Below are 12,168 nucleotides of genomic sequence, written 5' to 3'. Positions count from 1 at the left end.
CCCGATGGACCAGATCCGCACGACTGGCCGCACCGATCTCGGCGAGATGGACGCGGTGGAGCTTGGGGCGCTGTTCGCGTCCGGCCGAGTCTCGCCGGTGGAGGCCGCGCAGGCGGCGTTGGCGCGCATTGAGCGGTTCAACCCGCAGGTGAACGCCTTCGCGTATGTCGCGCCCGAACCGGCGCTCGAGGCCGCGAGGGCCTCGGAGGCGCGCTGGGCCAGGGGCGAGGCCCTCGGCCCGATCGACGGGGTGCCGACGACGATCAAGGAGTTGACCGCCGTCAAGGGTATCCCGTGGCGGCGGGGCTCGAAGCTCACGGCCGATGCCCCGGCCACCGACGAGATCCTGGTGATGCGGCGCCTGCGCGCCGCCGGGGCGGTCATCCTCGGCACGACCACGTCGCCGGAATTCGGCTGGAAGGGTGTGACCCACGGCCCGGCCTTCGGCAACACCGTCAATCCCTGGCGCACCGACCGGGCCTCGGGGGGCTCCTCGGGCGGGGCCGGCGTCGCCGCCGCCCTAAACATGGGCGTCCTGCACGAGGGATCCGACGGGGCGGGGTCGATCCGCATCCCGTCCGCGTTCTGCGGCGTCGTCGGGATCAAGCCGACCTTCGGCTGGCTGGCCACCGACGCGCCGACGCCGCTGCGGGACATGGCCCATCGCGGCCCGCTCACCCGGACGGTGGCGGATTCCGCCCTGTTCCTGAACGCCGTCACGGGCCCGTCCCCGGACGGGCTGTACGGCGACTGCCCGAGCCCCGTCCCGGACTGGACGGAGGCCACCCGCGGCGGCGTCGCGGGCCTGCGCATCGGTTACAGCCGGAACTTCGGCTACGCCCGCGTCGATCCCGAGGTCGCTGCCGCTGTGGACCGGGCCGCCGCCCGCCTCGCCGCGATGGGCGCCGTCGTCGAGGAGACCGATCCGGGCTTCGCATCGCCCCTGGAGGCCCTGCGGGTGATCTGGTTCTCCGCCATGTCGGTCCTCGTGGATCGCTTCGCGCGCACCGAGATGGATCGCGCGCGCATGGATCCCGGATTCGTCGCCGTCGCCGAGATCGGGCGCCGGTACAGCGCGGCGGACCTCCTGGCGGCGGAGCAGGTCCGGGCCGAGCTCAAGGTCACGATGGCGCGCTTCCACGCACGCTACGACCTGCTCCTCTCCCCGACCATGCCGGTGACGGCGATCCCGGCCGGCGTCGACTACCCCACGGGCCAGGGCATGACCGACTGGACCGACTGGAGCCCCTTCACCTACCCGTTCAACATGACCGGCCAGGCCGCGATCTCGGTGCCCTGCGGCTTCGATTCGGGCGGCCTGCCGATCGGGCTGCAGATGGTCGCCGCCCGGTTCCGAGACGACTTCGTCCTGCGGGCCGCCGCGGCGTACCAAGTCGCCTATCCGGAGGCTTTCCCGGACGCCCCCGTGGTCCGGTCCGCCTGAGCGCGCAGAGCGCGCCGGTTTCGAAACAGTTTTCTGGATCTCCGATGTTTCATCCTACGATCGACGCCCCCGAAACCGGCATCGGCGCCGGCTTGTCGGTCGTGGCCGAGCCGGTCGATGCCCGCACCGCCGAACGCATCGCCGTCGAGCATTACGGCATCATCGGCACGGCGACGTGGCTCGCCGGGGAGAAGGATTCGAACTTCCGCCTCGCTCCGGAGGCGGGAACCGCCTACTTTTTGAAGGTCCTGAGCCCAGGCGAGGATCCGGCGGTGTCCCGCCTGCACAGCAACGCCCTGATCCATGTCGCGCAGGCCGCGCCGGACCTGCCGCTGCCGCGCATCGTGCCGACTCGCGCGGGCGAGCCCGACCGGCGCATCACCGTCGCGCCGGATGATTGCCGCACCGTGCGGCTCACCACCTTCACACCGGGGCGCTCGCAGGCCGCCGGTCCCCGAACCGATGGGCAGCGCCGAGCGGCCGGGGCCTTGTTGGCGCGCCTCCAGAGAGCGTTAGAAGGCTTCACGAGCCCGGCGGCGGATCACCACTCCTCGTGGGACCTCCGACATGCCGGACGGCTCCGCGCCGTGCTCGACGTCTTCCCCGGGGGTGAACAGCGCGACCGCCTCGCTCGCGTCCTCGACGCGTTCGAGGCGCGGATCGTGCCTGCCCTACCGGAGCTGCCGCATCAGGTGGTCCACAACGACCTCGGCGGGGACAACATCCTCGTCGATCCCGACGATGCCGACCGGATCACCGGGGTGATTGATTTCGGCGACATGGTCCGCACGGCCCGGCTCTTCGACGTGGCGATCGCGGCGGCCTACCAGCTCGGCCTCGACGCCGATCCCCTCGGCCCGGCGCTCGCCTTTTTGCGGGGCTACGCCTCGGTCACGGTGCTGTCGGAGGCCGAGGTCGCGCTGCTGCCGACGGCGATCCGGACGCGGATGGCGCTGCGCCTCTTGATTCCGGAATGGCGCGCTCGCCGCTTCCCCGAGCGCCGGGACTACCTCACCCGCAACAGCGCTGCCGTCTGGGGGCAGTTCCGGCACCTGGACGCCATGGCGCCGGAGGCGATCGATGCGGCAATTGCCGAAGCCTGTTGTTCTTGAGGCCACGCCATGACCGCCCCTTCCGCCCCCGCGTCCGCCGAGGCCATGATCGCCCGGCGCCGCAGCCTCCTCGGCGCTTCGTACCGGCTCTTCTACGAGCGGCCGGTCCACATCGTGCGCGGCGAGGATGTCTGGCTGTACGACGCCGACGGGCGCCGCTACCTCGACGCCTACAACAACGTGCCCTGCGTCGGCCATTGCCACCCGCGGGTGGTGGAGGCGGTGACGCGCCAGATGGCCACCCTCAACACCCACACCCGCTACCTACACGAGGCGGTTCTCGACTATTCCGAGCGGCTGCTATCCACCTATCCGGCCGCTTTCGGCCACGTCATGTACACCTGCACGGGGTCCGAGGCGGTGGACCTCGCCCTGCGGATCGCGCGCTACCAGACCGGGGGCACCGGTCTGGTGATCACGCGGAACGCCTATCACGGGACCACCGAGGCCACGGCGGGAATCTCTCCGTCGCTCGGCCCGGCCGTGCCCCTCGGCCGCGATGTCTGGACGGTGCCGGCTCCAGACGCCTACCGCAATCCCGGCGTCGATGTCGGCGCGCGGTTGGCCGAGGACGTCCGGGCGGCCTTCGCCGACATGCGTCGCCACGGCGTGCGGCCCGCGGCATTCATCGCCGACGGCATCTTCTCAACGGACGGGACCCTGGCCGAGCCCGCGGGCTTCCTCCGGCCGGCCCGGGAGGCGGTGCGGGAGGCCGGCGCGCTCTACATCGCCGACGAGGTGCAGCCGGGCTTCGGCCGGACGGGCGCCGGTATGTGGGGCTTCGCCCGCCACGGCATCGTCCCCGACATGACCGTGATGGGCAAGCCGATGGGCAACGGCCAGCCCATCGCCGGGGTCGCGATGCAACCTGAGGTGGCGGAACGGTTCGGCCGGGACGTGCGCTACTTCAACACCTTCGGCGCCAACACCGTCTCGATCGCGGCGGCCGGTGCGGTGCTCGACATCCTGGCGGATCAGGATCTCGTGGCGAATGCCGCCGCCACCGGCGGCCTGATGCTGGAGGGGATGCGGGCGCTGATGGCGCGGATCCCGGCCATCGGCGACGTGCGGGGGGCGGGCCTGTTCCTCGGCCTCGACCTCGTCGCCTGCCGCGAGAGCCGCGCCCCCGACGCGGCGCTGGCGAAGCGGGTCGTCAACGCCCTGCGCGACGAGGGCGTGCTGATCAGCGCGTCCGGGCCCCACGACAACGTGCTGAAAATCCGCCCGCCGCTGACGTTCTCCGCCGAGCACGCCGCGCTCTTCCTTGAGATCCTGGGTAAAACCCTGTGCGATGCGGCCTGACAAGAAGAACGCGAGATCTGGCAGGAGACGACCCATGCATCCGGCGGAAGTCTTGGACCCGAGTCCGACCGCGGGACCGGCCCTGCGCGCCGATCTGCCGAAGGCGGCGCGCGTCTACGCGACCCTGCGCGAGGCCATCATCGCCATGCAGCTGAAGCCCGGCGCGCGTCTCGTGGAGAAGGATCTCTGCGACGAGCTCGGCGTGTCGCGCACGCCCCTGCGGGACGCGATCCTGAGGCTCGCGCAACAGCGGCTGGTGACTGTGGTCCCGAGCGACGCCACCTTCGTCAACAAGATCATCCTGGACGAGGTGATCGAGGGACAGCTCGTGCGCGAGAGCCTGGAGCTGCGGATGGTGGCCCTGGCGGCCGAGCGCTTCGAACCCGCCCGCCGGTCCGCCTTCGAACTCGTCCTCTTCCGCGAGGCCGAGGCGGCGCGGCGCGGCGACAACGCCGAGTCCTTCGCCCTCGACAACGACTTTCACCGGCTCCTGTGCGCCTGCGCCGGTTTTCCCCGCGTCTGGGACACGATCCATCTCGCCACCGGCCAGCTCGACCGCGTGCGGCGCAACGCCTTCCCACTGCAGAACTATCATGTGGAGGTGCTCGACGAGCATAGGGCGATCTTCGAGGCGCTCTGCCGGCGGGACGCGCAGACCGCGGTCTCGCTCCTGCGCACGCATCTGGGCGGGACGCTGAACTCGTTGCGGATCCTGCTCGCCCGCGAGCCCGATTTCGTCGCGTTCGACCCCGCATCGCCGGCCTTCGCGCTGCTGAGGCAGTCCGAGCAGGCCGGGAATCCCACGCTGCCCCATGGCGCCGAAGGATCACCGAAGCGGGGCGCCCGACGCAGAGTCGCGGAACGCCGAACTGCGCCGGGAGCCCGGTAGGGCGATGGCGATCCCCGTCATTCTCAAGACCATTCCGGAGCACGCCCGCATCTGGCACCACGTGTTCTCCCGAGAGGCCCCGGAGCTGCGCCTGATCGACTGGGAGCACGGAACGCCGTTTCCCGGCGTGAGCGCCTTCGCCAGTTGGCACCCGCCCGCGGACTTGGCCGCGCAGATGCCGGACCTGCGCCTCGTCTTCTCCGTTGGAGCCGGGATCGATCTCCTGCCGCTCGATGCCCTGCCGGAGCACGTGGACATCGTCCGCATGGTCGCCCCCAACGTGACGCGCTCGATGGTCGAGTATGTCACGCTCGGTGTGCTGGCTCTGCACCGGGACCTCGTCCTCTACGCAAACGAGACTCGTCGGGGCATCTGGAATCCGCGTGCGATCCGCACGGCCCGGACCACCCATGTCGGCGTCCTCGGGCTGGGCGTGCTCGGGAGCGCGGCGGCTGCAGCGCTGGCCGGCTTCGGCTTCAAGGTTCGCGGCTGGGCGAGAAGCCCCAAAACGGTGGACGGCGTTACGTGCTTCGCCGGCCGTGCGGCGCTTCCCGATTTCCTGTCCTGCTGCGACATCCTCGTGTGCTTGCTGCCCCTGACGCCGGAAACGCGCGGACTGCTCGACAGAGACCTGTTCCGGCATCTCCCACTCGGGGCGGCTCTCCTGAATGCCGGTCGGGGCGCCCATATCGTCGAGAGCGACCTGATCGCGGCGTTGGACACGGGACAGCTCGGGGCGGCCATTCTCGACGTGCTGACAGAGGAACCGCCGCCCACGGATCATCCGCTCCTCGGACATCCGAAGATCATCGTGACCCCCCACAGCGCCAGCGCCAACCAGCCGGACGCCGCCGCGCATCAGATGATTGCGGCGGTTCGAGCCTGTCGAGACGGGCAGCCGTTTCTCAACCGGGTTGACCGCAGCCGCGGATTTTGAGCGCCATCAGACATCTTCGGGAGCAATATGGTCCATGAACGTTCGCATCGTGCGGCGCGGAGGCCCGGTTGGCAGGGTGCGATAGGCCGAGCTTCTCCCGGAATGTGGTCTTTTCAGACTCCCCCGGGAACAGGTCTGCCCGGCGCTGTTCAGGAATCACCAGGGACATGGCGTCGTCGAGGTCGGCCGGCATGGTCGGCGGCCTCGTGTTGAAGCCGTCCGCACGATAGGCCTCGAATCACTCCTAAAGAGCATGGACGACCTGAGCCGACGCGCCGGACCAGGCCCCATGGAGATTGATCAGCGCCGAGTTATGGATTTACGTTATGTGGTGGATGTTGCACTGATTGGCAAAATATTTTGCAATATTTTGTTTTAGTTTAGCTTATCTCGAGCGTCCGCGCAATCGAATAGTTACAAATAATCTGAAAACCTGAGTCTGACCGCTGTGCGGGCGTCTGCTTTTATGGCGGCTCATCCCAGAAGCGGACATGCTGCTTTCGGCCAGACTACGTCTCGCCGAACTACCATCGGCGGCAAAACCGGACGTTCGGCTTGGCGTCCTTTGCCGCCTCACAGCCGAACCCAGCAGAATCCCGAGAGCGGATGTCGCGGCATCCCCGCCCGGCAGCTGCTTCCAAGATCCTTCGCCCTGTCAACGAATACCGCCATCGCTCAGGCGGTACCAAGCGATGATCGCAGAAACGTACAGGCGGTGTAGGGGGTGAAGCGGCAGGGGTCTCAACTGGGTGAGCGGCAGGGGCAGGCTGTCGGCATCGCTGGTCGCGATGTACGTGGCGATCGCCCGGCCCATCGCGGACTGAAGACCGACGCCGCGTCCTTGACAGCCGATGTCGATGAGCAGCCCGGGTGCCGGCTCGTGAAGATGGGGCAGATAATCCCGGGTGATCGCCACGCGGCCGCACCAGCGGTGGTCGAAGGCGATGCCGTCCAGCTGTGGGAAGAGCTTGCCGACGATCCGTTCGAGATGCGCCCAGTCCTGCGGGCTTCGCGGCTCCCGGAACGGGCCACGGCCGCCCATCAGCAGCCGACCGGTATGGTCGAGCCGAAAGTAGAGCAGCAGCTTGCGCGTGTCCGAAGAGACGTGTCCCTCCGGCAGGATCGAGCGGCGCAGGTTGTCGGAGAGTGGCACCGTGGCGACCTGGAAGGAGTTGGCCGCGATCACCGTCTGGGCGAGGCCGGGCCAGAGCCCGCCGGTGTAGCCGTTGGTGCAGAGGACGACGCGCTCGGTGGCGAGGCGGGTGCCCTGCGCCGTGGTGACGGTCCAGCCCGATCCCGTCCGATCGAGGGCGGTCACGGGCGATCTGCCGTGGATCGCGGCCCCGGCCTTGAGGGCGGCCCGGGCGAGGCCCCGGGCGTAGCTCAGCGGCTGGATCGCGCCGCCGCGGCCGTCGAGCCAGCCGCCGAGATACCGGTCCGTGCCGAGCAGCCGATCGGTCTCGTCCTTGTCGAGGACGCGGGCCGGAGCGCCGAGGTCCGCCCACTGGCGGGCCCGCCGCGCGAGGTCGTCCAGTCCGGCCTCGGTGTGGGCGCCCTGGATCCAACCTTCGCGCCGGTGCGGCACATCCATCCCGTGCCGGGCGATGAGATCGAAGACCGTATCGGTGGTGCCGCCGGCGAAGCGGGCGAGCCGTTCACCGCGCTCGCGCCCGAACCGGGCGATGAGGTCGGCGGGATCGTGCTTCAATCCCGGGATGACCTGGCCGCCGTTCCGCCCGGAGCCGCCGAAGCCGATCTCGTGCGCTTCCAGAACGACCGGTCGGATGCCCCGCTCGGCGAGATGCAGGGCGGTGGACAGGCCGCAGAAGCCGCCGCCGACGATCACCACATCGGCCCGCCCGGATTCGACCAGCGGCGGCGTCTCCGGCGCGGGGGCCGCGGTGGTCGCCCAGAGCGACGGGGCGAGCGGGAAGGGTTCGGCCACGGCCTCTCCTACAGCGGATGCAGCACGCGCTGCAGGAAGTCCTGCGTGCGGGGGTTCTGCGGACGGTTCAGGACCTCGGCGGCCGGCCCCTGCTCGACGAGGCGGCCTCCGTCGAGGAACAGGACCCGGTCGGCCACCTCGCGGGCGAAGCCGATCTCGTGGGTCACGACGAGCATGGTCATGCCCTCGTCGGCGAGCCCGCGCATCACCCGCAGGACGTCGCCGACGAGCTCGGGATCGAGCGCCGAGGTCGGCTCGTCGAACAGGATCGCCTCGGGCCGCATGGCGAGCGCCCGCGCGATCGCGACGCGCTGCTGCTGACCGCCGGAAAGCTGGTCCGGCCGGGCGTGCTCCTTGCCGGAGAGCCCGACCCGCGCGAGCAGGGCGCCCGCCCGCTCCTCGGCCTCCGCACGCGGCTCGCCCTTCACGTGGATCGGCCCCTCGACGACGTTCTCAAGGGCGGTGCGGTTGGCGAACAGGTTGAAGCGCTGGAACACCATCGAGACCCGCGTGCGGATCGCCTTGATGCTGCGCGCATCCCGGTCGACCCGCTGCCCGTCGACGCGGATCTGCCCGCCGTCATAGGCTTCGAGCCCGTTGATGCAGCGGAGAAGGGTCGATTTGCCGGAACCCGACGGCCCGATGATGCACACCACCTCGCCCTTGGCGACTTCGGCGGAGACACCCTTGATCACCTCCAGCGCGCCGTAATGCTTGCGGACATCCTCAAGGACGATCATCGGTGCCGACCCTTGGCCTCGAAATGACGGACCAGCAGGATCAGCGGCAGGCTGAGCGCCAGGTACATCAGCGCCACCATCGTGTAGACGCTGGTGTTCTTGAAGGTGGAGGACGCGATCAGCTTGCCCTGGAGGGCGAGTTCCGCGACCGTGATGGTCGAGGCCTGGGACGAGTCCTTGAGCATCATGATCATGATGTTGCCGTAAGGCGGCAGCGCGATCCGGATCGCCTGCGGCAGGATCACCCGCCGCATGGTCATGCTCCAGCCCATGCCGATCGACAGCGCAGCCTCGACCTGCCCGCGGTCGACCGCCTCGATGCCGGCGCGGAAATTCTCGGCCTGATAGGCCGAGTAGGCGATGCCGAGCCCGATGATCGCCGCCTGGACGGCCGTCAGCGACAGGCCGAAATCGGGCATGACGAAGTAGATGTAGAACAGCTGCACGATGATCGGGATGCCGCGCAGGATGTTGATCATCACCGCGCTGAAGCCGGCGAGGATCGCGATGCCGGAGACCCGCAGCATCGCCCAGACGAGGCCCAGCAGCGTCGAGACCACCAGCGAGGCGAGGGTGATCAGAACCGTGAGCTGCACGCCCTGCAGCAGGATCGGCAGATAATCCTGCGCGTCGGCGAGGAACTCGCGCATGCCGCTCAGGACCGGTCGGCCGAGGGCGGCAGGCCCCACTTGGTGAGGATCGCCTGAAGCGTCCCGTCCGCCTTCAGCTTGGCGAGTGCCGCGTCGATCCTGGTGAGCAGCGCGGCGTCGGTCTTGCGCACGCTGAGGCCCACCGAGGCGACGACGGTCGGCTTGAAGGTCTCGACCAGGCGCACGCCGGGGAACACGCCCTGCTTGACGTAGTAGGCGAGGATCGGCGCGTCGGCGAAGCCGGCCTTCAGCCGCCCGGCATTCACGTCGCGGATGATGTCGGGGATCGTGTCGTAGATCTTCACCTCGCCGAAGAGACCCGATTTCTTCAGCGGCTCGACGAAGGCGGTGCCGACCTGGGCCCCGACGATCTCGCCCTTCAGGTCGGCGAAGGCGGTGTAATCCCGGGTGTCGGCCTTCGGGACGATCAGGCCCTCGCCGTAGCTGTAGACCGGCGCCGAGAAGGCCACCACCTCCTGGCGCTGGGGTGTGATGAACATCGCCGCCGAGATGATGTCGATCTTCGAGGCGGTGAGCGCCGGGATCAGCGTCGAGAATTGCAGCGGCTCCACCGCCACCGTGAAGCCCGCCTCCTTGCCGACCGCGTTGACGAGGTCGACCATCACCCCCTGGATGCTGCTGGTCTTGGTGTCGAGGAAGGTGAATGGCAGGCCTGTCGGCGTCGCGCCGACCCGCAGCGGCTGGGCGCTGCCCGCATGCCCCAGCAACCCGAGAAGCAGGGCCGACGACAGACACAGACTGGCCAACCGTCTTCTCATCATGCCGCTCCCATCAGGTGGCCGGGCTTTACGGCGATCGCCGTACCCGATTTCACATTCGTGAAGAATACCGCATGTTCCTTCAGTGGACGCAAGCATATTTCACGTGCATGAAGAATCGGACGAGAGGCAGGCTGGTGTGTCGGTGAGCATCCCCCGAGGCGACGCGATGGGCCCGGAACCGGTGGACAGGGCCGTGGGGCAGCGCCTGCGCGGCCTTCGGCGCGCGCGCGGCCTCTCGCTGGAGGCGATGGCCTCCAGCACGGGCCTGTCGATCGGCTTCATCAGCCAGGTCGAGCGGGGCCTGTCCTCGCCGTCGCTGCGCGTGCTGGCGCTCCTCGCGGACACGCTGCAGATCGGGATCGGAGGCCTGTTCGAACCCACCCTGGACGAGCCCGATCCGGATCCGATCGTCGTGTTCCGGAAGGATCGACCCGAGCTGCAGCTCTGGCGTGCCGGCATCACCAAGCAGCTTCTGACGCCGCCCGACGGGACACAGGGCATGAGCCTGTTCCACATGGTCCTGAAACCTGGCGCCAGCACGGGCGACGAGTCGTTCAGTCATGAAGGCGAGGAGGCCGGCCTTGTCCTCAAGGGAAGGCTGACCCTGGTCGTCGAGGCGCGCACGCTCCAGCTGGCGGAAGGTGACAGCTTCCGCTTCGAGAGCCGGCGGCCGCATCGCTTCAGCAATCCCGACCCGCGCGGCCAGTCCATCGTGCTCTGGGTCAACGTCCTCGGGCCTGCTCAAGCCAAGGTCAGATAGCGCATCGTTCCGGGCACCGGACCCGGAACGAGGTTCTAGGTCGCGCTCTTGGCATCGTCTTTTACCGAAGACCGGCGACCGCCTTTCGAAATGATGCGCCGGGGTGCCCTTCGCCGAGATGGATCGCGGTTCGACGCAGGAGCGCGCGCCGCGATCACCCACGCGACCCTATGCCGGTCGGCGTGGCGGCTCACCCCGGCGGCGCGTGCATGAAGAACTGCGCGATCAGCACCGCGCCGAGGAACGTCCCGGCATTGGCCAGGAAGGAGACCACGACGATCCGCCAGCCGAGGCTGCGGAACGCGGGCACGTCCTTGGCGACCGAGAGACCCGCGAAGGTCAGGATCGGCGTGGCCAGCGCCAGGAAGTTGAGCTTGCCGGTCAGGGCGGCGATCTCAGCGGCGTAGGGCGTGCCGGGATAGGTCAGCGCCATGCCGATGATCGAGACCCAGAGGACGACGGGCAGGCGCTGGCCGAGGAGCAGGTACAGGCCCCATCCGGCCAGGACAGTGCCGATGATGATCGCCATCCCGGCGACGACCTGCGCGTCGGGGACGACGCCGTAGGTCAGCCAGTTGCCGATGAGACCGTAGGCCCCGATCAGGATCCAGGCGAGTACGGTCTCGCCGAGGCCGATCCGCACCTCCTGATGGACCGGCTCGGCCGCCTGTGGGTCGACCGCTGGACGGGCGGCGTCCGGCCGGTTGCGGCCGAGGATCGGCTCCAGCTTGCCGTAGGCCCAGATCGTGAAGGGCAGCGAAAGGAACAGGGTGAAGTACGTGCCGATCGTCGTGGTGACGAGATTGCTGGCCGCCGCGAAGGTGGCGACGTCCCTGGCGATCTCAGGCGTCTGCTGGGCCGCGATCGCCCCCGAGGCGGCGGCCATCATGCTGCCGGAGCCGACGCCGGCCCCCATCGCCAGGGCCAGCGGGTCGAAGATCTTCAGGCTGGCGATCAGCCCGGCCAGCAGGGCGATGAACACCGCGCCGAAGACCGTGCCGGTCAAGTACTCGGCCAGCACGCCGCGGCCCTCCGGCGAATTCATGCCGTAGCGCTCGCCGATGATGGCGAGGCTCGGCTCGCGGCCGACCGAGAAGGTCGCGCCGATCGCCTCGCGCTTGATGCCGAGCAGGAGCGCGGCCGGCAGACCGAACACCATCGTCCCGAAGAAGTGGCCGAATTCCTGGAAGGCCAGGGCCCAGCCCGAGGCGAGAAGCTTCGGCAGCGACCCGCCGACGAGCAGGCCGAGCTTGGCGATGAAGATCAGCAGCGCGGGCTGGAGAAAGGCGGAGGCCGCATTCTGCAGGGCGCCCGACAGCCGCAGCGGCGCCGGGAGGCGCGGGCTCATCAGCCCCAGCGCCCCGCCGAGGAGCAGGGCCCAGAGCAGCGGGAGCAGCACGATCTTGCCGGCACCAACCGGGATGCTGACGTTGCCGATCGCCTCAGCGATGACGACGATGACGAGGGCGAGGAGGAACAGCGTCAGCTTCCCGCCGCCCGAGACGGGTGGCGCGCCCGGCCGCGCATCCGCCGCAGAGAGTTCGCCCGCCATCGTCGTCCTTTCTGCCTGCTGCCCGGCCCGCCGGTCCCGTCGGTTGATCCGATGC

11 protein-coding genes are annotated in these 12,168 nt (G+C 69.3%); 6 read left to right on the top strand and 5 right to left on the bottom strand.

What is annotated here, in order from left to right; genetic code table 11:
* Positions 1-4: 4 nt before the first annotated feature.
* From BM228_RS27980 to BM228_RS27960, 5 genes are read left to right on the top strand one after another with little or no spacing between them, the layout of a single operon-like run.
* Positions 5-1,444, top strand: a complete 1,440-nt coding sequence (locus tag BM228_RS27980; protein WP_208612112.1) for an amidase — start codon at positions 5-7, stop codon at positions 1,442-1,444.
* Positions 1,445-1,488: 44 nt separating this feature from the next.
* Entirely contained in the window at positions 1,489-2,556 is a 1,068-nt protein-coding gene (locus tag BM228_RS27975) for a phosphotransferase (protein ID WP_092045803.1), read from the top strand.
* A gap of 9 nt (positions 2,557-2,565) precedes the next feature.
* Entirely contained in the window at positions 2,566-3,858 is a 1,293-nt protein-coding gene (locus BM228_RS27970; RefSeq protein WP_092045801.1) for an aspartate aminotransferase family protein, read from the top strand.
* A 34-nt stretch (positions 3,859-3,892) separates the two neighbouring features.
* Entirely contained in the window at positions 3,893-4,747 is an 855-nt protein-coding gene (locus BM228_RS27965) for a GntR family transcriptional regulator (RefSeq protein ID WP_092045799.1), read from the top strand.
* A 4-nt stretch (positions 4,748-4,751) separates the two neighbouring features.
* On the top strand, positions 4,752-5,684 hold the full coding sequence (locus BM228_RS27960) for a 2-hydroxyacid dehydrogenase (RefSeq protein WP_092045797.1): 933 nt from the start codon (positions 4,752-4,754) through the stop codon (positions 5,682-5,684).
* A gap of 655 nt (positions 5,685-6,339) precedes the next feature.
* On the opposite strand, the gene BM228_RS27955 is transcribed toward BM228_RS27960, so the two are convergent.
* Genes BM228_RS27955 through BM228_RS27940 form a run of 4 tightly spaced genes read right to left on the bottom strand, consistent with a single transcriptional unit; the run spans position 6,340 to position 9,798 of the window.
* Complete coding sequence (locus BM228_RS27955) at positions 6,340-7,629, bottom strand: NAD(P)/FAD-dependent oxidoreductase (protein ID WP_092045795.1); 1,290 nt, start codon at positions 7,627-7,629, stop codon at positions 6,340-6,342.
* Between the two features lie 8 nt (positions 7,630-7,637).
* Positions 7,638-8,369, bottom strand: a complete 732-nt coding sequence (locus BM228_RS27950; protein WP_092045793.1) for an amino acid ABC transporter ATP-binding protein — start codon at positions 8,367-8,369, stop codon at positions 7,638-7,640.
* Positions 8,366-9,019 (bottom strand): amino acid ABC transporter permease, encoded by a 654-nt coding sequence (locus tag BM228_RS27945; protein WP_092045827.1) that lies wholly within the window; start codon positions 9,017-9,019, stop codon positions 8,366-8,368. The genes BM228_RS27950 and BM228_RS27945 overlap by 4 nt, the downstream gene beginning before the upstream one ends.
* A 5-nt stretch (positions 9,020-9,024) precedes the next feature.
* The gene (locus tag BM228_RS27940; protein WP_092045829.1) at positions 9,025-9,798 is read right to left on the bottom strand and encodes an ABC transporter substrate-binding protein; all 774 of its coding nucleotides are present in this window, start codon (positions 9,796-9,798) and stop codon (positions 9,025-9,027) included.
* A 139-nt stretch (positions 9,799-9,937) separates the two neighbouring features.
* Here BM228_RS27940 and BM228_RS27935 point away from each other — a divergent pair, with 139 nt between their 5' ends.
* Positions 9,938-10,561, top strand: a complete 624-nt coding sequence (locus BM228_RS27935) for a helix-turn-helix domain-containing protein (protein ID WP_092045791.1) — start codon at positions 9,938-9,940, stop codon at positions 10,559-10,561.
* A gap of 190 nt (positions 10,562-10,751) precedes the next feature.
* Here BM228_RS27935 and BM228_RS27930 read toward each other — a convergent pair whose 3' ends face one another.
* Positions 10,752-12,113: a DUF3100 domain-containing protein gene (locus BM228_RS27930; RefSeq protein WP_092045789.1), complete on the bottom strand. Its 1,362-nt coding sequence runs from the start codon at positions 12,111-12,113 to the stop codon at positions 10,752-10,754.
* Positions 12,114-12,168: the final 55 nt, after the last annotated feature.

It is taken from the genome of Methylobacterium pseudosasicola, assembly GCF_900114535.1.
GTDB classification, from domain to species: Bacteria; Pseudomonadota; Alphaproteobacteria; order Rhizobiales; family Beijerinckiaceae; genus Methylobacterium; species Methylobacterium pseudosasicola.
This window is presented reverse-complemented; position numbering and strand designations above follow the sequence as displayed.